The organism is Bacillus cereus group sp. BfR-BA-01524 (assembly GCF_022662595.1).
GTDB classification, from domain to species: Bacteria; Bacillota; Bacilli; order Bacillales; family Bacillaceae_G; genus Bacillus_A; species Bacillus_A thuringiensis_S.
Genome location: NZ_JAKUDW010000048.1, coordinates 16,088 through 40,379, shown reverse-complemented (window position 1 = coordinate 40,379; position 24,292 = coordinate 16,088). Strand labels below are relative to the sequence as shown.

Here is a 24,292-nt window from a genome sequence, read left to right as displayed (position 1 = left end):
GAAAAGTTCTTTAAGATTACTCCACAAGGATATGAACTAATAGACGGTATACAGGAAGTAGAAGCAGTACCACAAAAAGTGGTAATCGGGGCAGACGCTGAAAAATTAGAAGTGAAAAACTTTGTTCAAGTAAAAGGTGGAGAAGTAATTGGTTTTGTAGAAAAACCGAATACAATGAAAATCGGTGAACAAAAAGTAAAAGTGGAAACGAAAGATCGTTTTGGAAATAAGAAAGTGACGGAAGTTCCATTAGAAGTGACATATGGAGACAGTTTAGTATTTAAAGGGCTTAAATATAATACAGATATTAAATCAATTGTAACATTGCAACATAATGAGAAAAAATTTAGTGCGACAGCTGATTTAAATCAAGTGCACCACTATTTTAAAGAAGAGACGTATTTTGAATTTACATTACTAAATCAAAATGGGATTGAGAAAAAGAAAGTAACTGTAAAAGGTATTGAAAAGGCAAAAGAATTTGCGAATGCAATTAATGGGCTAGAATTCGAGTACGGTGATGTTGTTAAAGTATATCATGCAGAATCAGATCGCTTTAATTGGTATCAAAATAATGACTTTATCGGACAAGGTAAGGCGAAGGTAGAGAAAGAATTATTATTTAAAGTAACAGAAAAGGGCTTTGAGAGAATGGAAGCCCAGCAAGAAGTAACAGCAGTACCGCAAAAAGTAATAATCGGAACAGACGCTGAAAAATTAGAAGCGAAAGACTTTGTTCAGGTGAAAGATGGAGAAGTGCTCGGATTTGTAGAAAAACCAGATACAATAAAAATCGGTGAACAAAAAGTAAAAGTAGAAACGAAAGATCGTTTTGGGAATAAGAAAGTGACGGAAGTACCTCTAACAGTAACGTATGGAGATAGCCTACTTGTATACGGATTAAGCTATGGCACTGACGATATGAAATCAATTATAACGTTACATCATGATACAAAGAAAATGAGTGCGACAGATACGAGTCATTTGATCCATGATTACTTTGGAGATGAGAAGTATTTTGAATTCACAATGTACAATAAAGAGGGAAAAGAGAAGAAAAATATAGAGGTAAAAGGCTTGGAGAATACAAAAGCTTTTGCCAAAGAAGTAAATGGATTAGCATTTGAGTATGGAGATGTGTTGAAAGTGTATCATGCAGAATCTTCTCGCTTACATTGGTATCAAAAAGGTGTATATGGGGGAGAAGGGAAAAATAAAGAGATAAAGGAACTGCTTTTCAAAATTACTGAAAACGGATTTGAAAGATTGGAATCTGAGCAAACAGTAACAGTAATTCCACAAAAAGTGACAATCGGAACTGATGTTGCAAAATTAGATGCAAAAAACTTTGTTCAAGTGAAAGATGGAGAAGTGGTTGGATTTGTAGAAAAACCGAATACAACAAAAATCGGTGAACAAAAAGTAAAAGTAGAAACGAAAGATCGTTTTGGGCACAAGAAAGTGACGGAAGTACCGTTAGAAGTCATTTACGGAGACAGCATTATGTTCTTCGGTACATGGGATGATGAAAGTAATATTAAGTCAGTTGTCACGTTAAAACATGAAGAAAAGAAATTCAGTACAACAGATTCAGAAAGTCCAATGCATACGTCATTTGCAGATGAGAAGTATATGGGGATGACTGTATACGATAAAGATGGAAAAGAGAAGAAAGCTCTATCAGTAAAAGCATCTGAGAATACAAAAGGATTTGCAGAACAATTCAACGGAATGGCGTTTGAATATGGGGATATGGTAAAGGTATACCAAAAAGAGTTTGATAGATTTAAAGTGTATAACAAGAATGAACTAGTGAATACAGAGTACGGTGTTCATGAAGTAATCTTTAAAGTGACAGAGCATGGTTTCGAAAGAATGGAAGCTCAACAAGAAGTGACAGCAGTCCCACAAAAAGTAGTAATCGGAACAGACGCTGAAAAATTAGATGTAAAAAACTTTGTTCAAGTGAAGGATGGAGAAGTAGTTGGATTTGTAGAAAAACCGGATACAACAAAAATCGGTGAACAAAAAGTGAAAATAGAAACGAAAGATCGTTTTGGAAATAAGAAAGTGACGGAAGTGCCATTGGAAGTAATTTATGGCGATAGCTTAGTCTTCCAAGGTGATGGTAATAATACGCGTTCTATCGTAACTGCGGATCATAATACGAAAAAGCTACAGGCAACATTTACGGATGCTAAAGTTCATTATCGTTTTGAGAATGAAAAATATATGGGAATCACGCTATATGATCGAAATGGAAATGAAAAGAAAGTTATTTCGGCAGAAGGGCAAGAGAGTTCGAAAAACTTTGCAGAACAGTTAAATGGTGTAGACTTCGCATATGGTGATGTTATTAAGGTATATCACGCAGAATCAGATCGATTGAAGTGGTATCAAAAGAATGAGTTTGTAAGTAATGGTAAAGGGAAACAAGAGTTGTACTTTAAAGTAACGGAAAACGGTTTCGAGAGAATGGAAGCGCAGCAAGAAGTAACAGCAGTCCCACAAAAAGTAGTAATCGGAACGGACGCTGAAAAATTAGATGCGAAAGACTTTGTTCAAGTGAAAGATGGAGAAGTACTCGCATTTGTAGAAAAACCGGATACAACAAAAATCGGTGAACAAAAAGCCAAAGTAGAAACGAAAGATCGCTTTGGGAATAAGAAAGTGACAGAAGTATCTGTGGAAGTTACATATGGAGATAGCATAGTATATCAAGGTGTGTCGAATGTAACACGTTCAATTATTACGTTAAACTACGCTGAAAAGAAATTACATGCAACATTTACAAATGATGAGATTCATTATCGCTTTGTAAATGAGCAGTATATAGGCCTTACGATTTATGATCAAAATGGAAATGAGAAAAAGCATGTAACGGCAGAAGGACAAGAGACTTCAAAGAATTTTGCTGGGCAAGTAAATGGAACGGCATTTGAGTATGGAGATGTGCTGAAAGTATACCATGCGGAACCGAGTCGGTTGAATTGGTACAAAAAGAATGAGTTAGTTAAAAAAGAGGATGCGATGAAGGGGCAAGAAATATCCTTTAAGATTACTCGAAATGGATTAGAGCAAGTGCAATAATAAGAAAAAGCTCGTAAAACATAATGTTTTACGAGCTTTTTCTTATTATTCAGCTTCAGAAACTACTGTGAAGCGTTCGTTTACATGTTTTGGGTTTTCGATTTCATCAAGTGTTGCAACTGCGAAGTCTTCGTAACTTACGTAGCTATCACCTTTTGAGTTAACAAGAAGATTGTCTTTGCCAGCTTTGTAAGAACCAGTGCGTTTTCCTAATGCAAATAGTGCAGAAGGGCTAATGAATGTCCAAGTGATATCATTTGTTTGTTGCAAGAGTTCTAAGTTTTTACCTTGGTTTTGAGCTGTTGCAAGGTATTCGCCCGGGAAACCTGGTGTATCAAATACACGTGTTGTTTTTTCTTCGTCTACAAATAAGCTTCCTGCTCCGCCAACTATAAGTAATTTTGTATTTGGTGCACCTTTCACAGCTTCAATAAGTACGTTTCCTGCATCTACGTGAAGGTGTTCTTGTCCTGCTGGAGCACCGAATGCATTTACAACTACATCGAATGCTTGTAGATCGTTAGATGTAAGAGAAAATACATCTTTCTCTAAAACTTTTACGTTTTCTTCTGTAATTTTTGCAGCATTTCTTACGATTGCAGTTACTTCATGTCCGCGATCTAATGCCTCTTTTAAAATACGACTTCCAGCTTTACCAGTTGCTCCGATAATTCCAATTTTCATAATAAATCCCTCCAAAGTGTTTTGTTAAAGTGTATATCTGAAAATGAATGAATGTATTGTAATTAGGTTTGTTACAACCTGTTGTAACCATTATAGTTACAGTTATGTATTTTTGTCAATGGTGTTGTTTATGAAATTATTTTTTGTTTAGTATGCACAGCTTGTGAAAGTAAAATCACAAAAGAACAATGCATCCATTGGAAGGGGCCTAATATTTGGAAGTCGCAAACTGTCGAAAAATGTTGATTTTTGAATATTTTTTGAATATAATTCGATTTATGGAGAAAAGGAGGGGTTAATTGTATGAATATTTTGGAACAATTCGTTTCGTCGACGAATACGATTCTTTGGTCATATATTCTTATTGCAATGTTAATTGGTTTAGGGCTTTATTTTTCTATTAAATTAAAATTCGTACAACTTACTCATTTAGGGGAAATGATTCGTTTAATGAGTGATGGACTAACTGGCAAGACACGTAAAAAGGGCAGCGTATCATCGTTCCAAGCGTTCTGTATGAGTTCTGCAGCTCGTATTGGTATCGGGAACTTAGCTGGTGTAGCGTTAGCTATTTCTATGGGAGGACCCGGAGCTGTATTTTGGATGTGGGTTATTGCGATTATCGGTGCGTCTTCAAGTTTCGTAGAAAGTACGCTTGCACAAATTTATAAAATAAAAGATGGCAGTGGCTTCCGTGGTGGTCCTGCTTACTATATGGAAAAAGGTTTAAATAAACGTTGGATGGGGATTTGGTTCTCTATTCTGATTACAATTAGTTACGGTTTAATTTTCAACTCAGTACAAGCAAATACAGTAACATTAGCGTTTGAAAATGCATTTGGCTTAGAGCGTTATATTGTTGGTATTGTATTAGCTGCATTAGTTGGGGTTATTATTTTTGGTGGTGTAAAAAGTATTGCACGTATGTCGGAAATGATTGTTCCGCCAATGGCGCTTATTTATATTGCGGTAGCTATTTTTGTTGTTATTAAAAACTTCTATTTAATACCAGATGTGTTTACGGAAATCTTTAAAGGTGCATTCGGATTAGATTCAGCTGTAGGTGGCGGTATCGGTGCTGCGATGAAATATGGTATTCAGCGCGGATTATTTGCGAACGAAGCAGGTATGGGTAGTGCGCCGAACGCGGCAGCAACAGCTGATGTAACGCATCCAGCAAAACAAGGTTTTATTCAAACGATTGGAGTATTAGTAGATACATTCTTAGTATGTACATCGACAGCATTTATCGTACTATGTTCTGGTGCATATAAAGCAACGAATTTAGAAGGTATTGAATTAACACAAAATGCATTAAGTTCACAAATTGGCCCATGGGCGAGCAGTTTCTTAGCGATTATTATTTTCTTATTTGCATTTAGTTCACTTCTAGGAAACTACTATTATGGTGAAACAAATATTGAATTCATTAAGCAAAGCAAAACGTGGTTAACGATTTACCGTATTGCGGTAGTTGGAATGGTATTATTCGGTTCTGTTGCGACGCTTCAAGTTGTATGGAATATGGCAGACTTATTTATGGGTCTAATGGTAATCACGAACTTAATTGCGATTACACTTCTTGGTCGATTTGCGTATGCTGCATTGGCAGACTATGTAAGGCAAAAGAAACAAGGGAAAGATCCAGTCTTCAGTGCAGATTCTATTCCTGGTTTAACGAATACAGAGTGTTGGGATAAGTCAGCGGTAACAGATAAAGAAAAAGCAGTGTAATTGAAAAGGCGAGCATCGAGGTAAATTCGATGCTCGCCTTTTTTGTTGTAGTAAATGATGAAAAGGATGAGAGGTAATTATTAATATAACTTTTTTGTTTATTTCTCTCTCGTTATTTGTGGGGAATGTACTGTTTTAAAAGTATGACTGGTCGAAGAGGATAAGTGATTGATTATTAGTTGAATTTTGAGGTGGGGGTCTTACTGCCCGTTAATGCGGGATAAATGCATGTAATGGCTAGATTTTTATGTAAAAAAACACGTATGTTAATGTAAGTGACATACTCATGTCACAAAACCTAACATAAAGTTCTTGATTACTTAAAGTTTTTAGAATATAATTTTCTTATTGTTAGGAAGAGGGGGCAATGCAAATATGGATTTTTTAACTAAGGTAATTGGGGATGTAAATAATGTCCTTTGGTCATATGTCATTATTGCGATGTTAATTGGGTTAGGACTCTATTTTTCATTTCGTGTGAAATTTGTCCAAGTTCGTTACTTCGGTGAAATGATTCGTTTGCTTGGGGATGGGGCAAGCTCGAAAACGAGAAAAGCGCAAAAAGAGAAGAGCGGTGTATCATCATTCCAAGCGTTTTGTATGAGTACAGCTTCTCGTGTAGGTACTGGTAACTTAGCTGGTGTAGCTATTGCGATCTCAGCAGGTGGTCCAGGAGCAGTATTTTGGATGTGGTTAATCGCGGTAATTGGGGGTGCTTCTGCATTTGTAGAGAGCACATTAGCGCAAATTTATAAAGTAAAAGATGGGAATGCATTCCGTGGGGGCCCAGCGTATTATATGGAAAAGGGTTTAAAGAAACGCTGGTTAGGTGTTGTGTTCTCTGTTCTAATAACAGTAAGTTTCGGATTGATTTTTAACGCTGTACAGTCTAATACTGTAGCAGCTGCCTTTGATGGTGCATTTAAAACAGATAGCAGATTAGTAGGTCTTGTTATGGCTGGTTTACTTGCAATTATTATTTTCGGCGGAGTAAAACGAATTGCTCGCGCGGTTGAAATGATTGTTCCAGTAATGGCAATTATTTATGTAGCAGTGGCATTATTCGTTGTTGTAACAAACATTACGGCAATTCCATATGTATTTAAAGAAATTTTCTTACATGCTTTCGGAATTAAAGAAGTAGTAGGCGGAGGATTAGGAGCTGCGATTTTATTAGGGGTAAAACGTGGATTATTCTCAAATGAAGCAGGTATGGGTAGTGCGCCAAACGCAGCAGCGACTGCGAACGTAACGCACCCAGTTAAACAAGGTTTCATTCAAACTTTAGGGGTATTTACAGATACATTATTAATTTGTAGTTGTACAGCATTTATCATTCTTTTATCAGACGTGCATAATGCAGCTGATTTAAATGGAATTCAATTAACGCAGCAGGCGTTAAGTCAACATATCGGTCCATGGGCTTCTATATTTGTGGCAGTGGCAATCTTCTTGTTTGCATTCAGTTCATTAGTAGGTAACTACTACTATGGTGAAACAAATATTGAGTTCTTAAATGGAAGTAAAGTGTTATTAAATGCATACCGCATTGCTGTACTTGGTATGGTTATGCTAGGGTCTGTAGCGACAATTCAAATCGTTTGGGATTTAGCAGATTTATTTATGGGAATTATGGCTGTTATTAACTTAGTAGCAATTGTATTCCTTTCTAAGTACGCTTTCGCAGCGTTATCAGATTATATTAAGCAAAAGAAACAAGGGAAAGATCCAGTCTTTTATGCGGAGTCTATTCCAGGTTTGAACAATACAGAGTGTTGGGATAAGCCAGCGGTAGCTGATAAAGAAAAAGCGGTATAATGAGGTGAGCATCGAGTGAAACTTGATGCTCATTTTTTGTTGGTTCAGCTATTTGTATGAAGTGAAACTTCTGCTCATTAAAGTTTCGCTTTATAATGAAAAAGACGAACATTCATGAATGTTTCATAATAAAATGTATTTTTTTAAGAAAAGTGCGGATATGAGTTGTGATTTATGTTAGAATGGAAAATGCCTTTGAAATAAGAGGTTTTATGATCTTTCCTATCCGATTGAAGATTTTGGAGGAGAAATGGAAAGTTCGGATTATTTCTTGTTTCGAATGGTCAGACGTTCAACGTTAATGAAGAGTTAAATGGAGGATTTTATTAATGAAGTTTGTTATGTTCCTTGTAGGATTACTCGTTGTATTTGTACTCGGTTTTCTTATAAGTGCCGATCGAAAGAAGATTAAGTATAAACCAATCGCAATTATGCTTATTATTCAGCTAGTATTATCTTATTTCTTATTAAATACACAAGTTGGTTATATTTTAGTAAAAGGAATTTCAGATGGATTTGGCGCACTTCTTGGATATGCGGAAGCTGGAATCATTTTCGTATTTGGTGGTCTTGTTAATAAAGGAGAGGTTTCATTCTTCTTAACAGCGTTATTACCAATCGTATTCTTTGCGGTTTTAATCGGAATTCTGCAACACTTTAAAATTTTACCGATATTTATTCGTTCTATTGGTACGTTGTTAAGTAAAGTAAATGGTCTAGGAAAACTAGAATCATATAACGCAGTAGCAGCTGCCATTGTTGGACAAGCAGAAGTATTTATTACAGTAAAAGATCAATTAAGTAAAATCCCAAAACATCGTTTATATACATTATGTGCATCTTCAATGTCTACAGTGTCGATGTCAATTGTTGGTTCTTATATGAAAATGATTGAACCGAAATATGTAGTAACAGCACTTGTATTAAATTTATTTAGTGGTTTCATTATCATTCATATTATTAACCCGTACGATATTACAGAAGAAGAAGATACACTGAAATTAGAAAATAAGAAAAAACAATCATTCTTTGAAATGCTAAGCGAGTACATTATGCTTGGTTTCACAATCGCGATTACAGTAGCAGCTATGTTACTTGGTTTCGTAGCATTAATTACAGCAATCAATAGCTTGTTTGATTCAATGTTCGGTATTACATTCCAAGCTATTTTAGGATATATTTTCTCACCATTAGCATTCGTAATGGGTATCCCGCAAGCGGAGATGGTAACAGCGGGACAAATTATGGCAACAAAATTAGTATCAAACGAGTTTGTTGCGATGCTTGATCTTGGAAAAGTAGCTGGTGATTTATCGGCTCGTACAGTTGGTATTCTTTCTGTATTCCTTGTATCATTTGCGAACTTCTCATCTATCGGAATTATCGCAGGTGCAACGAAAGGTATCGATGAAAACCAATCAAATGTTGTATCATCATTCGGTCTACGCCTTGTGTACGGTGCGACATTAGTAAGTATTCTATCAGCGATTATCGTTGGTGTTATGTTATAAAAAAGGATGGCTCTAGCTCATAGCTAGGGCTATTTTTTTATGGTAAATTTGCATGAAAAAACCAATTAATTAGGAATATATTAACATATAAAAATCTTTTAAAATTTATATTGCATTTCACCTAGATAACGCTTACAATTTGATTTGTAGGTGGTATCAATTTCAGACTTTCAAGTATGGTAGGAGAGAAGAAGCTACCTTTTATAAATTGTAATTTATGTAAACGCTTACTGATTTTAGATGACAGTTGAATAGTTTTAGGGGTTTTAAATTTTTTTAACAACAATGGTCAGACGTCATTCGTTATACGTTATACGACCAACAATTCGTGGGAGAAGTGGGGGATTCACATATGAAAATAGTAATGTTTCTAGTCGGTTTACTTGTAGTGTTTGTACTAGGTTTCCTTATCAGTTCAGATCGTAAGAAGATTAAATATAAACCAATTGCACTTATGCTTGTCATTCAATTGGTACTTGCGTATTTCTTACTAAATACAAAGGTCGGATTTGTATTAGTAAAAGGAATCGCAGATGGATTTGGTTCTATTTTAAAATTTGCGGAAGCTGGGGTTAATTTCGTATTTGGTGGTCTAGCAAACGATGGACAAGCACCATTCTTCTTAACAGTATTATTACCGATTATTTTCTTAGCAGTATTAATCGGGATCCTGCAACATATTAAAGTTTTACCGATTATCATTCGTGCAGTCGGTTTCTTATTAAGTAAAGTTAACGGTTTAGGAAAACTAGAATCATATAATGCGGTAGCAGCTGCAATCGTTGGTCAAGGGGAAGTATTCATTACAGTAAAAGATCAACTAAGCAAATTACCGAAAAATCGTTTATACACACTTTGTGCATCTTCAATGTCTACAGTATCGATGTCAATCGTCGGTTCTTATATGAAAATGATTGATCCAAAATATGTAGTAACAGCACTTGTATTAAACTTATTCAGTGGATTCATTATCGTTCATATCATTAATCCATATGAAGTAAAAGAAGAAGACGATATTTTAGAATTACAAGAAGACAAGAAACAAACATTCTTTGAAATGTTAGGCGAATATATTATGCTTGGTTTCTCTATCGCTGTAACAGTAGCGGCGATGTTAATCGGTTTCGTAGCATTAATTACAGCAATTAATGGTGTATTCGATTCAATTTTCGGAATCACATTCCAAAGCATTTTAGGATATATCTTCTCACCATTAGCATTCGTAATGGGTATTCCAACATCAGAGATGTTACAAGCAGGACAAATTATGGCAACAAAATTAGTAACGAACGAATTCGTTGCAATGCTTGACCTTGGAAAAGTAGCTGGCGATTTATCAGCTCGTACAGTAGGTATTTTATCTATCTTCCTTGTATCATTTGCGAACTTCTCATCTATCGGAATTATCGCAGGTGCAACGAAGAGTATTGATGGCAAACAAGCAAACGTTGTCTCATCATTCGGTTTAAAACTTGTATACGGTGCAACGTTAGTAAGTATATTATCAGCGATTATCGTTGGGGTTATGCTTTAATAAATTAAGAAAAGCAATGAGCGTAGGCTCATTGCTTTTTTTGTTTAACTTGCTTTATCCAAGTTTCTTTTAAAACGTGGTTTCTCTAAATAAGTTCCCAGTCTCCACACATATTCCACTGGCCCCATTCGGTATTTCTGGAGCCAATAGGTGCTAACGAATAATTGAATTGTATAAATTCCGATGGTTAAAAGAATACCGAAGAAATATCCGATTTTCCCGTATAAGCCAAATCCATATGCGTAAAAAATGGTTGTTGCGATAATAGATTGTGCTAAGTAATTACTAACGGACATTTTCCCCATGTTCGCCATGTATGTTAGTAGACGGGTTGCTTTTTTGTAATGGAATAATAAAATGATTGTGCTTCCGTAAAAGAAGGTCATAGTTACTGGTGTAAGGCCATCTTGTAACATAATTAAAAGCGGGTGCTTTACGAACATAGCTAAGATTTTAATTGTAAAAGAGAAGAGACCGGTGGCAAACCATATTTTTTTGACAGCAGGTATATGTTTACTGACCTCAAATAGCCAGCCTTTTTTCCCTACATACATTCCGAGTAGGAACAGTGGAGACATAAAAATTATTGCGAAAACTGATATAAAAAATAATCCGAATGCACCGTCAATTCCCATGTAATCAAAAGGATTTTCAGTCAATCTAAAGTTGACGTGATCCATATAGCTTCCAGTTTGATGGACTTTATGTTCTTTTTCAGTATAAGGTGCGAAATCATTTATATTTGTAGATGGATCAGTTTGATAAGACATAAGTGTAATAAGTGCGAGTAGAATAATCGCCCAAATGAGCAAAGTTTTCGGTTTTCGATTGATGAATATCATTAAAAAAATCCCGATTATTCCGTATGCAAATAAAATATCTCCCTCCCAAACAAAAGTGCCATGAATGTAGCCGAGTAGTAAAAGAATGATAATACGTCTTATGTATGTGGGGAAGAATTTTTTTCCTTTTGCGATAATACTTTTTTGTAACAAAATAATGCTAAGTCCAAATAGAAAAGAAAATAGGGATATAAAGTTATGTGTGCCGAAAAATTGAATAAACCAATTAGCACCTTTATCAAGATCGCCAAATAGATAAGTGGGTTTTTCACTGGTGAAGAACCCAAATTGAATTAATGTCATATTGACTAGTAAAATGCCAAACAAAGCGAAACCACGAATTGCATCAACAGATTCTACACGTTGATTCATTTTTCCTCTCCTCGTATATTCGTTTTTATATTGAAAATAATACCATTTTATATCTGGCACTATGTCAAATATGAGGAAATTTAAGGTGATTTTAAGATAGAGAGCAAACAAAAAAATCACCTTAATACATGTATTAAGGTGATTGAAATATTACTCAGTTGGAGGCGTAAATGTACGTTTCTCTAATTCAGCATCTAGCATAAACAGTGCGTTTGAATCGCTTGTAATACGTTTTAGTTTTTGGATGATGCTATCGAATGAAGCTTCTTCTTCTACTTGCTCATCGACGAACCATTTTAAAAATGTAATTGTTGCATGTTCACGCTCATCCCAAGCGATATCAGATAAGTTGTAAATACGTTTCGTTACTTCACGCTCGTGCTCAAGTGCGACTTCAAAAGCGTTTAATACAGATTCGTATTCGTTATTCGGATTATCAAATCCAGTAATAATAGCGCGCTCTCCGCGGTCATTAATATAGTTGTAAAGCTTCATTGCGTGGAAACGTTCTTCTTCAGCTTGTACAAGGAAAAAGTTAGCGAATCCATCATAGCTCTCAGCTGTACAGTAAGCAGCCATTGCCATATAAGCATGGGCAGAGTAAAATTCAAAGTTCATTTGTTCATTTAATGCGTCGTGCAATTTTTTTGATAACATAAAATCCCCCTTAGTATTGTGACAAGAATATTATACCATAATTGATAATATTCTCATTTAGATGCTTCGAATCTTTTCGAAAGCTTTGTGACGTGTGCGTCCATAATGTCTTGTAAATCTAAATCATATTTTTGCGAAAGAATAATAAGGTTAGATAGTACATCGCCAAGTTCTTCTTTTAGTTCTTGTTTTAGCTCTTCTTCTGTTTTCGCATCTTCATCAGGGCGATCACGGCCGATTTCAATAGCGCGAACGACTCGTGAAACTTCCCCAACTTCCTCAGTTAAGAAATTTAAGCGAATAAAGGCATTATACTGTGACCAGCTTCGTTTTTCGTAAAATTCCTCAACCCATCTTTGGAATGCAACGATATCCATTTCTTCCTCATCTCCTCAATATGTTGTACAATGTCAATTGTATCATAACAATATATAGTTTCGGGGTGTAGGAATGAGAAAGATTTGTGTGTTTGCAGGTTCTAATTTAGGGGAGAGACCAGAGTTTAAAGAGCAGGCAATTCAGTTAGGTAAAATGTTTGTTGAGAACGACTATGAGCTCGTATACGGTGGTTCATGCGTTGGATTAATGGGAGAAGTAGCAAACGAAGTTCTTCGTTTAGGTGGACGTGTAACAGGTGTTATGCCGCGCGGTCTATTCCGAGGAGAAATTGTGCATACAGGATTAACAGAATTAATTGAAGTAGAAACAATGCACGAACGTAAAGCGAAAATGGCAGAGCTTGCAGATGCTTTTATTGCGCTTCCAGGCGGATACGGAACGTTTGAAGAACTATTTGAAGTTGTATGTTGGTCACAAATTGGTATACACAATAAGCCGGTTGGTTTATTAAACATAAAAGGTTTTTATGGACCAATTCTGCAAATGGTTGAACGTGCAGCAGAAGAAGGATTTATGAATCCATCAAATAAAGAATTGATTGTTTCAGCTGAGACGGCAGATAAACTAATTCATGCAATCCAAAATTATGAGCGTCCTGTTTTGGGAACGAAGTGGAAGCAACTATCATAGCAAATACGGAAACACATGTCGTTTTAATTGAAAAAGGCATGTGTTTTTAATTTGGTTAAATATGTTAATGTTTAGATGTAATGTTTTTGGGAAAGGAGAAATAGATGGAGGAGTTTGTGTATTTACGTCCGGTTTTTAAAAGTATTTTAGCAGCGTCTATTCTTGTTATGCTAATTGTTTCAACACAGAAGAAAGAGCTAATTAATGAATTTTCGCTTTGGTTTATTTCGATATTGTGTATCGGTGTTTCGGCGATAACGCTTTTTATGATTGGTTTTATCGTTGATGAGTATAATCTAGGTGGAGATCCACAATCGTTTTGTATGTTTATTGCGATTGGTTGTATTAGTGGTCTGAATTTCATTATTTATTACAGAAGGCAATAAAAGAGGCATTCCATATTACTTTGGAATGCCTTTATCATTTTGATTGCTTTGTTTTTTATAGATGTCTTTGGAAACACATGTAAGTTTATTTTAAAAAAGCATGTGTTTTTAATTTGGTTCAATATATTGATAGTGAGATGTGGAAGCGTTTGAAGAGGGGAAGTAGATGGAGAGATGTTTTGATGAATTAAAAAAGAACATCTAAATAAAGGGTGAGTAAGGAATTATTGAGTGATATATAATTGTTCCGTTAAAGGGTCAGATTTTGGAAGATACCGAATGTTTTTATGAAGTTAGTAGAGGTTTTTTTAATCGAAATCAGAATAAATTTTATAGATGTAATCCTTTGGAAATTTTTAATCAGCTATGTATCATAATCTAATCATTAAAGTGAAAATTGGAGGAGAGATGAGCATGGGGCGTTCTGTATTAAAAATGTATAATTACCACTTATGGGCAAATGAAGTTATTTTAAATCGCTTAAAAGAACTACCGCAAGACATTTTCCATAAGGAAGTTAAGAGTGGTTTTTCTTCGGTGGCAAAAGTAATGTCTCACATATACCTCACAGATTTAGCCTGGTTTGAGATTATTTCTGGTAAAAGCATGAGTGATGCAATGGTAAACACAGACCAATTGAGAGAGCAGCTGGAAACAAAAAATATTGAGGAAATGAAAACTAGTTTTTATGAATTATCTAAACGATATAAAGTACTTTTAAGTAGTCAACAAGATTATGAAAAAGTGGTTGAGGTTGATAATCCATATGCTGGGCACCTAGATACGACGGTTTCTGAAACAATACTACACGTCGTCACCCACGGAGCATATCACCGTGGGAATATAGCCACAATGTTGCGGCAAATGGGTTATACCTCTGTTATGCAAGATTTTGGACTGTTTCTATATTCAAAATGAATTCTTTTTATTTACCATAGAATATGGGTTTTTATAATATTTTTTGGGGACTACTTTTATTATTGGTTTAAGTTTAATTATGTAATATAGAATAAAGGCATTCCATATTATTTCGGAATGCCTTTATTGTTATTTTTATTTTGTTTTTTATACAGGTACCAGCCACCCCATCCGCCACCAATTGCTACGACAACGAGGAAAGCATAGTCTTTAACCTCGACACGTATATTGAAAATATTAGCTATAAGTAAGAGAACCCCAACTGTTATTAACGCAAAAAATGCTCTAATTAAGTAGTCTTTCAACTGAACCACTCCCGTCATTTAAGTAGTAAATGATGAATTTGGAAAAGCTTTTTGGATCTATGATACTAAAGGGTGTTTCCTATATTTTAACATAGATGAGATTGTAATATATTGATAAAAGTAGGGGAGAGGGGCGCTGATATTGTCGTGATTTGTCGGCAAATTGATATCCTTTGTCAAATCGTTGATATATTGCGGGTAATGATCGATATAATGAAAAAATCGTTGATATATTGCGAGTTATGATCGATATGTTTGAAAAATCGTTGATATAATTTCGTGTACCGTTAAGTGCGACCATTACATAAAAAAGCGACTCTAAACGAGCCGCTTCCGCTTTAAAGTCTATTATTGATTCAAGAACGCACGTAGCATCCAAGCGTGTTTTTCTAGTTCTGTGTAGATGCCTAGTAGTAGGTCAGATGTCATTTCGTCGTCAGAGTCTTGAGCGATTTCCATGCCTTTTTTCAGTTCGACTAGCATCATTTCGTAGTCTTTCATGATTGCTTCGACCATCCCTTCTGCAGTTTCTCCGTATGCTGCTTCTTGAATAGAAGATAGTTCTAAGTATTCTTTCATTGTTGCTACTGGTTTGCCGCCAATTGCTAAAATACGTTCTGCAATTTCATCGATGTGAGTAGCTGATTCTGTGTAAAGTTCTTCGAATTTCTCGTGTAATGTGAAGAATTGAGGTCCTTTTACGTACCAATGGAAGTTGTGAAGTTTTGTGAATAAAACGCTCCAGTTTGCTACTTGTTTGTTTAATACTTCGATTACTTGTTTGTTCATTATGATCAATCTCCTTTTGAGTTGTTATGTGATATCAATTACTAATTTATAATTATTATAATCTAGTAATCTCTATAAATCAACCCTTTTGCTGGAATTAATTTGAACAAATTATGAACTGTTGTAAATAAAAGGCCCTATTACGGTGAAGTAATAGGGCCTTTGTTTGAGATATGGCTCTTGTTCTAAACGAGCCGCTTGTACTTTAAATGATATCCAGCTCCGGTGACTAGAATCTCCGGTCATTTCGCTCTCTCGCTCGAAGCAAAAAGCGCTTCAAGGTCGAGAGCTTGAAGTGTCCTGCGATTCTGAACGAGCCGCTTCCGCTTTTATTTGTTAAACAGCTTTTTGTTTTTCTTCTACATCCTGTCCATCCCAGCACTCTGTATTCTTTAAGCCAGGGATAGAGTTTGCAACGAAGACAGGATCTTTTCCTTGTTTCTTCTGCTTCAAATAGTCTACTAATGCAGCGTAAGCAAATTTGCTAAGGAATGAGATGGCAATTAAGTTTGTGAATACCATTAGTCCCATGAATAAATCAGCTAAACTCCAAACTGTTTTAAGAGCAGCGATTGATCCGAAGAATACCATTCCGACAACTGCAACACGATAAATCATTAACCATGTTTTACTTTCTTTAATGAATGCAATATTTGTTTCACCATAATAGTAGTTTCCTAGTAGAGAACTGAAAGCGAATAGGAAAATAATAATCGCTAAGAAAGTGCTTGCCCACGGTCCGATTTGTGAACTTAATGCGTTTTGTGTTAATTCGATACCTTCTAAATTCGATCCTTTGTAAAGTCCAGAACATAATACGATAAATGCTGTTGATGTACATACTAAGAATGTATCTACGAAAACACCTAATGCTTGAACGAATCCTTGTTTAGCGGGGTGAGATACATCTGAAGTTGCAGCGGCATTAGGAGAGCTACCCATACCTGCTTCTGTCGCAAATAAACCGCGCTGAATTCCGTATTTGATTGCTGCACCAATACCACCAGCGATGGCTTGATCTAATCCGAATGCACCATTAAATATTTCCATGAAAATGCTTGGTAACATATTGAAGTTTTTTATAACAACAAAAACAGCCACACCGATATAAACGATTGCCATTGGAGGAACAATCATTTCGGTAATACGTGAAATACTTTTAATACCACCAAAAATAATAACTGCAACTAATACAGCTAATAGAGCTCCTACGATCGTTCGCTCTAGACCAAAAGCATTTTCAAACGCTATTGTTACTGTATTGGCTTGAACTGAATTGAAAATTAATCCGTACGTAACTGTAATAAGAAGTGAAAACCAGACACCCATCCAGCGTTTGTTTAACCCTTTTTCCATGTAGTATGCTGGGCCACCACGGAACCTGCTTCCATCTTTTACTTTATAGATTTGCGCAAGCGTACATTCTACAAAACTAGTAGCTGCTCCGATAATCGCGATAAACCACATCCAAAATATTGCGCCAGGTCCACCCATTGAAATTGCTAGTGCTACACCGGCTAAGTTCCCGATACCGATACGTGCTGCTGCACTTAAGCAAAATGCTTGGAATGGAGAGATGCTATCTTTCTTCTTTTCTTTTCGATTGAATCCTTTACTAATTAAACTGACCATCTCACTGAATTGAGTAATTTGGACAAATTTTAATTTAAAAGAAAAATAAAGACCGAAGCCGATTAGCATTGCAATAAGAATATATGACCATAAAATATTATTCGTTACCTCAAGGAATCTGCTAAAGATATCAACCATATAATACACTTCCTTTTTTTCGTAATAAGAAAATTATATGCAAAAAATATACGAGAATCAATTTTTCTAAAAAGTTATGTTACTTAAATCATTTTTGTGTTATGATTATGTTACATCATAATATTTTTAGAATTATTTACATTTTAAAAAACTAAATTTAAAGCGAGAAAGTGGGGATAATTTGAGAGAAGAATCTTTATTGAAAGTAAGCCTTGAGAGTTTGAAAATGAGAAGCAATATATTTTTTATCATTACATCTTTAAGTATCTTTTTAGGGGCCACTTATTATTACAATAAAAGATTTCCAAACCACAAATATCCTGAGTGGTTAGAATTTCTAAAGTTGATTGCATGAATAAAAGACAGAAAAACAGAAAATTAAAATAAAAAAAGTTGTGGAGGAGCTAAAAATGAATATTAGAGAAAGTGAACTTCCGGGTATTGGTTATAAGTTTCAAATCGTTACGAAAGGTAACGAAAAGATGGTAATTGTCATTCATGATGATGGACGTAGAGAAATGTATCATTTTGATTCAGACCATGAAGAAAGCATCTCAAGTATTTCACTACGTGACTCAGAGGCAAGACAAATCGCAGCAATATTAGGTGGAATGGTATATAAGCCTAGGGCGTTAGAAAATGTTGAGATGGTTTTTGAAGGTTTAGCGATTGAGTGGTTTAAAGTGGAGAATTCAGCTCCAGCAATCGGAAAAACAATTGGCGATCTTGAAATAAGAAAAACATATAGCGTAACGATCATCGCAGTTATGAAGAAGAACATGAAGAAGCTATTTAATCCAGGACCAGAAACAGTAATTGAAGAAGGAGATATGCTTGTAGTTTCAGGTGAGAGAGAAGAAATTAAAAAAATCATTAATGAATTACTTTCAAATAGGGGGGACTGACTAGATGGATACGTTAATTTTTGAAGTTGGTACAGCTTTAGTTTTAGTGGCAATTGCAGCGGTAATTGCAGGGAAATTTAAATTCTCAGTAATTCCTTTTCTAATCGTTCTTGGAATGTTAGTGGGACCGCATGCACCGACAATAGGTGTTATCGATCTCAAATTTATTGAAAGTGCAAGTGTAATTTCCTTCCTTGGACGGATTGGGGTTCTATTCCTTCTATTCTATCTAGGATTAGAATTTTCAATGAAAAAACTAATTAAATCTGGACGCTCTATTGCGATTGGCGGAACGATTTATATTTTAATTAACTTTTCACTTGGTTTGTTATACGGATTTATAATGGGATTCCCATTACTAGAAATCTTAATTATTGCGGGTATTATTACGATTTCTTCTAGCGCTATCGTTGCTAAAGTGTTAGTGGACTTAAGAAGAACTGGTAATAATGAAACCGAATTAATTTTAGGAATTATTATGTTTGAAGATATATTCCTTGCTGTATATTTATCAGTTGTTTCTGGTTTAGTACTTGGGGATCATGCTTCCTTCTTAGGTGCCCTTACTTCAATTGGAATTGCTTTAGGATATATGCTTCTATTCTTTATAGTAGCTAGAAAGGCTACACCGTTATTAAATAAATTGCTCAATATTAGCTCAGATGAAATCTTTATTATTGTAGTATTTGCTTCTTTATTCTTCATTGCTGGTTTTTCAGAAACAATTCACGTTGCAGAAGCAATTGGAGCACTTCTTCTAGGATTAGTTTTCTCTGAGACGGAGCATAGTGACCGAATTGAACATCTTGTTGTTCCATTTAGAGACTTTTTCGGAGCTATTTTCTTCTTCAGCTTCGGGTTAAGTATTGATCCGTTCTCATTAGGCGGAGCGATATGGTTAACGTTAGGTGCTGTCCTTCTTACGATAATCGGTAACTTTGTAGCGGGAATGATTGCAGGAAGACAAGCTGGATTATCTCATAAAGCATCAACAAATATCGGATTAACAATCGTTTCAAGAGGAGAGTTCTCCATCATTATGGCTAATATCGGTATCGCCGGTGGTTTAATGTCAGTCTTAAAACCATTCTCAGCACTATACGTGCTTATACTATCCATTTTAGGCCCACTTCTGACAAAAGAGTCGAAGAATGTATATAAATTCTTAAATAAAATCTTTAAGTGGGATACGAAGACTAACTAAATTTTAAAAAATAAAAGTACAAGATATTTCCTGCTTGTACTTTTATTTTTGCAATGAAAACAGTAAAGAGAGGTAAATGATGCTAGGAGAGTTGATTCATTCAGTTTTAGTTTTTTTAGAAGGACTTGGTTATTGGGGAATTATGCTGGGATTAATGCTAGAGGTTATTCCAAGTGAAATCGTATTGTCTTATGCAGGTTATTTAGTATCAACAGGAAGCATTACATTTTGGGGCGCTGTCGCGTTCGGTACAATTGGTGGTGTAATCGCACAACTATTCATTTATTGGATTGGTCGATATGGAGGAAGACCTGTTCTTGAACGATATGGAAAATATATTTTAATTCAGAAGAAACATATTGATTATGCTGAAGATTGGTTTAATCGTTATGGAACTGGCGTTATCTTTACTGCACGTTTTATTCCGGTTGTGCGTCATGCTATTTCGATACCAGCGGGTATTGCGAAAATGTCACATGCTAAGTTTATTACGCTAACTACATTAGCTGTTATTCCGTGGTCGATTGTGTTTGTATATTTAGGTTTTAAATTAGGAACAGAGTGGGAAAGCATTAATAAAGTTGCGGGGCCATATATGAAATACTTTGCACTTGCTGCTATTGTTTGTGCAATTGGTTATTTTGTATTAAAAAAAGTGATGAAAAAAAAGTGATTACGGAAAAGGAATCTATGTCGACATAGGTTCCTTTTTTATTGGTATTTTTTCAAGGATGAAAGAATACGTTTAATATTTACCATATTGTGGCATACATATAGAAAAAGGGTGCTTGGAAAGGGGATTATAGAAAAATGGAACTCCAGTTTCAAAATGTATATCAACAGGTAGAGAATTGGTATGTGTTGGATTCGGAGCTTCCTTGGGATGTCAAAAAGCTGAGAGAGGATTTGTTTTCTCTTATTGAAGCATGTAAAACGCCCGTTATTTTTTGTGATACGTGTGATGCAAACGATGTGCTTCTATCATTAGGGGAAGAGGAAGAAGAGTTCTTATTTCCAGTAGGTGGTTTTTATCATAAAGAAAAGCAATTAATTTTCGTTTGTATGTGGGAAGAGTATGAACAAGTTCTCAAAACGCTACTGCATGAATTTCGCCATGCGATGCAGCATAAGAGAGATATATTGTATGTGGGAAGTGAACGGTACGAAGAGCGGTGGATTGAAAAAGATGCGAGGAAGTTCGCGGAGAGGAAATTGGATGAATATAAGAATAGAAAGTTAATGTAAAGCATAGTGGAGAAATAGCGCTGTGCTTTCTTTGTGCTTATTAAAAATAAGTATTTGACTTTTATAAAGTTTAGTTCTAAACTAATGGTATAAAACGAGCGAGGTGATGAAATGAAAACAGGAGATAGATTAGGGCTACTATTATGGTTTCGTTTATCACGTTTTTATAATAAGAGTATTCGTGAGACGAATCAGCATTTGAAGAAATGGAATGTATCTGCCGCCCAGTTTGATGTGTTAGCTCAAGTTGGAGGACATGATCGTTTAACGCAGCAAGAACTTGGAAATAAGCTATTTGTTACGAAAGGAAATGTAACGCAGCTTTTAAATAAAATGGAGCAGCTTGAGTGGATTTCGCGTGAACAAGAGGGTACTACGAAATATATTTCTTTAACAGAAAAGGGAAGAGCTTTATATGAGGAAATCGTCCCACCTCAAGAAACGTTCCAAGCAGAGAAGTTTCATAATTTAAATATAGAGGAACAAAAGCAATTATTAACATTACTAAAAAAGTTACAGTAAGAAGAAATTTTAAAATAAATCTCGAATTCGAGATAGTATGAGGTGAAGGATATGTTTAGAAAAGTTGATCATAAAAATATGGGCAGAGCAAATCATGGCTGGTTAAATACACATTTTCATTTTTCTTTTGCTAATTACTATAACCCAAATAACATGAACTTCGGAGCGTTACGTGTTATTAATGATGATCTAGTAGCAGCACAAACTGGTTTTGATATGCATCCGCACCGTGATATGGAGATTATTTCTTACGTTGTAGATGGTGCTTTAACACACGAAGACAGCATGGGAAATCGCGGAACGATTGAGCGTGGACATGTTCAATATATGAGTGCTGGCACGGGTGTATTTCATAGCGAGCATAATTTAGGCGATGAAACGCTGCGTTTATTACAAATTTGGATTTTACCAGACCGTGCGGATCATAAACCAAACTATGGTGAGTTTAAATTTGATTGGAGCAAGCGCGAAAATGAATGGTTTCATATGGTATCTTCAGTAGAAGGAAATGCACCAATTCAAATTCACCAAGATGCGAATTTATACTCCTTATCATTAGAGGCTAGAAAAGAAATTCATTTTCCAGTGAAAGAAGGCCGTCAATTGTACCTTGTACAAATTGAAGGAAGCAGTGTAATCAATGGTGAAAATCTTGTTATGCGTGATGCAGCAGAAGCGGTAGAAGAAGATATTCATATTGAAGCAAAAGAGCAATCTCATTATTTAGCAATTGAATTGAAAAAACAATAAAATATGTAAAAAAGAGGATATCCAATAGGGTGTCCTCTTTTTTGATTGGAATTGTCTGAAAAATGTTTCTCAAATTTTCGGTGGAGGTATCGGCTGAAAAAATCAGAATTTTATAAAAGTGTCAAAAATCTTTATGGGAATGGGGAATGTTATAGTGAAAAAGCAAGTCATTTCATCAGCATTAGCGTTAACTGTTATCGCCGGGGGATTTGGAGCGTTTGGGGCAACGACAACGAAAGCGGAAGAACAAAAAATTCAATATCATCAAGAATTTAAAACACCTGCATACATAGGTGAAGAATGGAAAGCACCGGAAGGACTAGATAAAAAAGAGACGGTCTTTCAATACTTAGAGAGTAAGAAAGATATGTTTAAATTAGCAGGAAATATTGAAAAGCATTTTAATATCGTTGGGGAAGAAAAAGACGCTGAATCTGATACGACACATGTGAAGCTAGTTGAGAAACATAATAACATTCCTGTGTACGGTTCTGATCAAACTGTTACACTTGATAAAGAAAATAATGTAAAAGCATTCTTCGGACAAGTTATTCCGAATTTAGATGATAAAAATATTCCTGCAGCTGCAAGTATTACTGCGGAACAAGCAGAAACAATTGCAAAGGCAGATATTGAGAAAGAAATTGGTAAAGTAAAGAGTTATGACGGTGTGAAAAAAGATTTATTTGTATATGAAAAGGACGGTAATTACTACCTTGCATACTTAGTTAAGGCATCGATTTCAAAACCAGCTCCAGGGTATTGGCATTATTTTGTTGATGCAACGAGTGGAAATGTTATTGAGAAATATAACGCTGTAGATAACATTACTGGATTTGGTTACGGAGTATTAGGAGCTAGACAATCATTTGAAATTGCTCAAGATACGAAAACAGGACAATTCAACTTGTTTGATGGTAAACGAGGACAAGGTATCCATACATTTGATGCAGAGAATATGGACGAGAACTGGTTTAATTTATTCTCACAAATTCTTGGATATACAGGAGAAGAAGTTGAAAGTAAATCTAAGTTCTTCGAGGATAAAGCTGCAGTTGATGCGCATGTAAATGCAGGAAAAGTATATGATTACTACAAAAAGACATTTAATCGTAACTCTTTCGATGATAAAGGTGCGAAGCTTATTTCTACTGTTCACGTAGGGGAGAGCTGGAATAACGCGGCTTGGAATGGTGTACAAATGATGTATGGTGATGGCGATGGAAAAACATTCATTCCATTATCTGCTGGACTTGATGTTATCGGTCACGAATTAACGCATGCTGTAACTGAACATACAGCAAACCTTGTTTATAAAAATGAGTCAGGGGCGTTAAATGAATCGTTATCTGATATTATGGGTGTTATGGTTGAGAAGAAGAGCTGGGATTTAGGTGCTGACATTTATACACCTGGTAAACCAGGCGATGCACTTCGTTCATTAAAAGATCCAGCGTCTATTCCAAACCCATTAAAACCAGGTGAAGGTTACCCAGATCACTATAATAAACGTTATACTGGAACAGCTGATAATGGCGGCGTTCATATTAACAGTAGTATTAATAATAAAGCTGCTTATTTAGTATCTGAAGGCGGAGATCATTACGGCGTGAAAGTAACTGGAGTGGGCCGTGAAGCGACAGAAAAAATTTACTACCGCGCTCTTACGAAATATTTAACTGCAAACTCTGACTTCAAAATGATGCGTCAAGCTGCTCTTCAGTCAGCTGAAGATTTATATGGTAAAAACTCTAAAGCTGTACAAGCTGTAACGAAAGCTTATGATGCAGTAGGCGTAAAATAATAAGAGAAAAAACCTGACTAAAGTGTCAGGTTTTTTTTCTTTATCCCGCTAGTCGCGAATACCTAATGCGATTTTCGCCATACGTGACATACGTTCTTTCGACCACGGTGGGTTCCAAACGACATTTACTTCTATTTCATTAACTTCAGGTACGTTCGTTGATAATACTTTTTTAACGTCTGATACGATTTGCCCAGCCATTGGACAACCGATAGAAGTCATAGTCATCGTAATGACAGCATTATTATTTTCATCTGCTGTAACATCATACACTAATCCAAGATTAACGATATCAACACCTAGTTCAGGGTCAATAACAGCTTCTAAATTGGTAAATAATTTATTTTCAAATGCTTCTTGTGACATAAGCAGCCCCTCCTACAATTTAATGATATCGATTCTCATTATAACGGAAATGAGCAT

Annotated in this window: 23 protein-coding genes; 15 read left to right on the top strand and 8 right to left on the bottom strand. The window is 35.5% G+C overall.

What is annotated here, in order from left to right:
* A partial coding sequence (locus tag MR170_RS17900; RefSeq protein ID WP_276575622.1) for a putative mucin/carbohydrate-binding domain-containing protein occupies positions 1 to 3,090 on the top strand: 3,090 nt, incomplete at its 5' end.
* A 45-nt stretch (positions 3,091 to 3,135) separates the two neighbouring features.
* Here MR170_RS17900 and MR170_RS17895 read toward each other — a convergent pair.
* Complete coding sequence (locus tag MR170_RS17895; protein ID WP_242308813.1) at positions 3,136 to 3,774, bottom strand: NAD(P)-dependent oxidoreductase; 639 nt, start codon at positions 3,772 to 3,774, stop codon at positions 3,136 to 3,138.
* Positions 3,775 to 4,077: 303 nt separating this feature from the next.
* Here MR170_RS17895 and MR170_RS17890 point away from each other — a divergent pair, with 303 nt between their 5' ends.
* From MR170_RS17890 to MR170_RS17875, 4 genes are all read left to right on the top strand, one after another.
* Complete coding sequence (locus MR170_RS17890) at positions 4,078 to 5,508, top strand: alanine/glycine:cation symporter family protein (protein WP_016079792.1); 1,431 nt, start codon at positions 4,078 to 4,080, stop codon at positions 5,506 to 5,508.
* A 375-nt stretch (positions 5,509 to 5,883) separates the two neighbouring features.
* Complete coding sequence (locus MR170_RS17885; protein ID WP_016079793.1) at positions 5,884 to 7,326, top strand: alanine/glycine:cation symporter family protein; 1,443 nt, start codon at positions 5,884 to 5,886, stop codon at positions 7,324 to 7,326.
* 329 nt (positions 7,327 to 7,655) lie between these two features.
* Positions 7,656 to 8,837, top strand: coding sequence for a NupC/NupG family nucleoside CNT transporter (locus tag MR170_RS17880; RefSeq protein ID WP_242308811.1), 1,182 nt, complete (start codon positions 7,656 to 7,658; stop codon positions 8,835 to 8,837).
* A 352-nt stretch (positions 8,838 to 9,189) separates the two neighbouring features.
* Positions 9,190 to 10,371 carry a NupC/NupG family nucleoside CNT transporter gene (locus MR170_RS17875; protein ID WP_000706853.1) on the top strand — a complete coding sequence of 394 codons (1,182 nt, stop codon included), beginning with the start codon at positions 9,190 to 9,192 and terminating at the stop codon, positions 10,369 to 10,371.
* Between the two features lie 44 nt (positions 10,372 to 10,415).
* On the opposite strand, the gene MR170_RS17870 is transcribed toward MR170_RS17875, so the two are convergent.
* From MR170_RS17870 to MR170_RS17860, 3 genes are all read right to left on the bottom strand, one after another.
* Positions 10,416 to 11,585 (bottom strand): DUF418 domain-containing protein, encoded by a 1,170-nt coding sequence (locus MR170_RS17870; RefSeq protein WP_242308809.1) that lies wholly within the window; start codon positions 11,583 to 11,585, stop codon positions 10,416 to 10,418.
* 150 nt (positions 11,586 to 11,735) lie between these two features.
* Entirely contained in the window at positions 11,736 to 12,242 is a 507-nt protein-coding gene (locus tag MR170_RS17865; protein ID WP_029443553.1) for a ferritin, read from the bottom strand.
* Between the two features lie 53 nt (positions 12,243 to 12,295).
* Positions 12,296 to 12,619, bottom strand: a complete 324-nt coding sequence (locus MR170_RS17860) for a MazG nucleotide pyrophosphohydrolase domain-containing protein (protein WP_000355746.1) — start codon at positions 12,617 to 12,619, stop codon at positions 12,296 to 12,298.
* Positions 12,620 to 12,692: 73 nt separating this feature from the next.
* Here MR170_RS17860 and MR170_RS17855 point away from each other — a divergent pair, with 73 nt between their 5' ends.
* The 3 genes from MR170_RS17855 to MR170_RS17845 all read left to right on the top strand — a co-directional run bounded on the left by MR170_RS17855 (position 12,693) and on the right by MR170_RS17845 (position 14,575).
* Entirely contained in the window at positions 12,693 to 13,271 is a 579-nt protein-coding gene (locus tag MR170_RS17855) for an LOG family protein (protein WP_001225751.1), read from the top strand.
* Between the two features lie 104 nt (positions 13,272 to 13,375).
* Positions 13,376 to 13,657 (top strand): hypothetical protein, encoded by a 282-nt coding sequence (locus MR170_RS17850; RefSeq protein WP_016079795.1) that lies wholly within the window; start codon positions 13,376 to 13,378, stop codon positions 13,655 to 13,657.
* Positions 13,658 to 14,071: 414 nt separating this feature from the next.
* Positions 14,072 to 14,575 carry a DinB family protein gene (locus MR170_RS17845; RefSeq protein ID WP_242308807.1) on the top strand — a complete coding sequence of 168 codons (504 nt, stop codon included), beginning with the start codon at positions 14,072 to 14,074 and terminating at the stop codon, positions 14,573 to 14,575.
* A gap of 107 nt (positions 14,576 to 14,682) precedes the next feature.
* Here MR170_RS17845 and MR170_RS17840 read toward each other — a convergent pair whose 3' ends face one another.
* From MR170_RS17840 to MR170_RS17830, 3 genes are all read right to left on the bottom strand, one after another.
* Positions 14,683 to 14,880: a hypothetical protein gene (locus tag MR170_RS17840; RefSeq protein ID WP_016079797.1), complete on the bottom strand. Its 198-nt coding sequence runs from the start codon at positions 14,878 to 14,880 to the stop codon at positions 14,683 to 14,685.
* Between the two features lie 348 nt (positions 14,881 to 15,228).
* Positions 15,229 to 15,669 (bottom strand): Dps family protein, encoded by a 441-nt coding sequence (locus MR170_RS17835; RefSeq protein WP_016079798.1) that lies wholly within the window; start codon positions 15,667 to 15,669, stop codon positions 15,229 to 15,231.
* A gap of 336 nt (positions 15,670 to 16,005) precedes the next feature.
* On the bottom strand, positions 16,006 to 17,439 hold the full coding sequence (locus MR170_RS17830) for an alanine/glycine:cation symporter family protein (RefSeq protein WP_016079799.1): 1,434 nt from the start codon (positions 17,437 to 17,439) through the stop codon (positions 16,006 to 16,008).
* Positions 17,440 to 17,849: 410 nt separating this feature from the next.
* On the opposite strand from MR170_RS17830, the gene MR170_RS17825 reads away from it, so the two are divergent.
* From MR170_RS17825 to nprB, 7 genes are all read left to right on the top strand, one after another.
* A complete protein-coding gene (locus MR170_RS17825; protein WP_016079800.1) occupies positions 17,850 to 18,344 on the top strand; it encodes a cation:proton antiporter regulatory subunit in 495 nt (164 codons plus the stop codon).
* Positions 18,345 to 18,348: 4 nt separating this feature from the next.
* Positions 18,349 to 19,548 carry a cation:proton antiporter gene (locus tag MR170_RS17820; protein ID WP_000380223.1) on the top strand — a complete coding sequence of 400 codons (1,200 nt, stop codon included), beginning with the start codon at positions 18,349 to 18,351 and terminating at the stop codon, positions 19,546 to 19,548.
* A 79-nt stretch (positions 19,549 to 19,627) separates the two neighbouring features.
* Positions 19,628 to 20,221 (top strand): undecaprenyl phosphate transporter UptA, encoded by a 594-nt coding sequence (gene uptA, locus MR170_RS17815; RefSeq protein ID WP_242308805.1) that lies wholly within the window; start codon positions 19,628 to 19,630, stop codon positions 20,219 to 20,221.
* Between the two features lie 137 nt (positions 20,222 to 20,358).
* Positions 20,359 to 20,793 carry a DUF3920 family protein gene (locus MR170_RS17810; protein WP_043935782.1) on the top strand — a complete coding sequence of 145 codons (435 nt, stop codon included), beginning with the start codon at positions 20,359 to 20,361 and terminating at the stop codon, positions 20,791 to 20,793.
* 111 nt (positions 20,794 to 20,904) lie between these two features.
* Positions 20,905 to 21,315 (top strand): MarR family winged helix-turn-helix transcriptional regulator, encoded by a 411-nt coding sequence (locus MR170_RS17805; protein WP_016079803.1) that lies wholly within the window; start codon positions 20,905 to 20,907, stop codon positions 21,313 to 21,315.
* A gap of 51 nt (positions 21,316 to 21,366) precedes the next feature.
* A complete protein-coding gene (locus MR170_RS17800) occupies positions 21,367 to 22,065 on the top strand; it encodes a pirin family protein (protein ID WP_242308803.1) in 699 nt (232 codons plus the stop codon).
* Between the two features lie 154 nt (positions 22,066 to 22,219).
* Entirely contained in the window at positions 22,220 to 23,869 is a 1,650-nt protein-coding gene (gene nprB, locus MR170_RS17795; protein WP_242308801.1) for a neutral protease NprB, read from the top strand.
* A gap of 48 nt (positions 23,870 to 23,917) precedes the next feature.
* Here the strand turns inward: nprB and MR170_RS17790 are convergent, their stop codons facing one another.
* Positions 23,918 to 24,235 carry a metal-sulfur cluster assembly factor gene (locus MR170_RS17790; RefSeq protein ID WP_000076420.1) on the bottom strand — a complete coding sequence of 106 codons (318 nt, stop codon included), beginning with the start codon at positions 24,233 to 24,235 and terminating at the stop codon, positions 23,918 to 23,920.
* Positions 24,236 to 24,292: the final 57 nt, after the last annotated feature.

Bases quoted from the DNA above. Each gene is read 5' to 3' on its own strand.
- MR170_RS17870 (WP_242308809.1), bottom strand. From the start codon at position 11,585: ATGAATCAACGTGTAGAATCTGTTGATGCAATTCGTGGTTTCGCTTTG.
- MR170_RS17820 (WP_000380223.1), top strand. From the start codon at position 18,349: ATGGATACGTTAATTTTTGAAGTTGGTACAGCTTTAGTTTTAGTGGCA.
- MR170_RS17790 (WP_000076420.1), bottom strand. From the start codon at position 24,235: ATGTCACAAGAAGCATTTGAAAATAAATTATTTACCAATTTAGAAGCT.
- MR170_RS17800 (WP_242308803.1), top strand. From the start codon at position 21,367: ATGTTTAGAAAAGTTGATCATAAAAATATGGGCAGAGCAAATCATGGC.
- MR170_RS17880 (WP_242308811.1), top strand. From the start codon at position 7,656: ATGAAGTTTGTTATGTTCCTTGTAGGATTACTCGTTGTATTTGTACTC.
- MR170_RS17810 (WP_043935782.1), top strand. From the start codon at position 20,359: ATGGAACTCCAGTTTCAAAATGTATATCAACAGGTAGAGAATTGGTAT.
- MR170_RS17855 (WP_001225751.1), top strand. From the start codon at position 12,693: ATGAGAAAGATTTGTGTGTTTGCAGGTTCTAATTTAGGGGAGAGACCA.
- MR170_RS17845 (WP_242308807.1), top strand. From the start codon at position 14,072: ATGGGGCGTTCTGTATTAAAAATGTATAATTACCACTTATGGGCAAAT.
- uptA (WP_242308805.1), top strand. From the start codon at position 19,628: ATGCTAGGAGAGTTGATTCATTCAGTTTTAGTTTTTTTAGAAGGACTT.
- MR170_RS17885 (WP_016079793.1), top strand. From the start codon at position 5,884: ATGGATTTTTTAACTAAGGTAATTGGGGATGTAAATAATGTCCTTTGG.
- MR170_RS17850 (WP_016079795.1), top strand. From the start codon at position 13,376: ATGGAGGAGTTTGTGTATTTACGTCCGGTTTTTAAAAGTATTTTAGCA.
- MR170_RS17805 (WP_016079803.1), top strand. From the start codon at position 20,905: ATGAAAACAGGAGATAGATTAGGGCTACTATTATGGTTTCGTTTATCA.
- MR170_RS17875 (WP_000706853.1), top strand. From the start codon at position 9,190: ATGAAAATAGTAATGTTTCTAGTCGGTTTACTTGTAGTGTTTGTACTA.
- MR170_RS17890 (WP_016079792.1), top strand. From the start codon at position 4,078: ATGAATATTTTGGAACAATTCGTTTCGTCGACGAATACGATTCTTTGG.
- MR170_RS17860 (WP_000355746.1), bottom strand. From the start codon at position 12,619: ATGGATATCGTTGCATTCCAAAGATGGGTTGAGGAATTTTACGAAAAA.
- MR170_RS17895 (WP_242308813.1), bottom strand. From the start codon at position 3,774: ATGAAAATTGGAATTATCGGAGCAACTGGTAAAGCTGGAAGTCGTATT.
- MR170_RS17830 (WP_016079799.1), bottom strand. From the start codon at position 17,439: ATGGTTGATATCTTTAGCAGATTCCTTGAGGTAACGAATAATATTTTA.
- MR170_RS17865 (WP_029443553.1), bottom strand. From the start codon at position 12,242: ATGTTATCAAAAAAATTGCACGACGCATTAAATGAACAAATGAACTTT.
- MR170_RS17825 (WP_016079800.1), top strand. From the start codon at position 17,850: ATGAATATTAGAGAAAGTGAACTTCCGGGTATTGGTTATAAGTTTCAA.
- MR170_RS17835 (WP_016079798.1), bottom strand. From the start codon at position 15,669: ATGAACAAACAAGTAATCGAAGTATTAAACAAACAAGTAGCAAACTGG.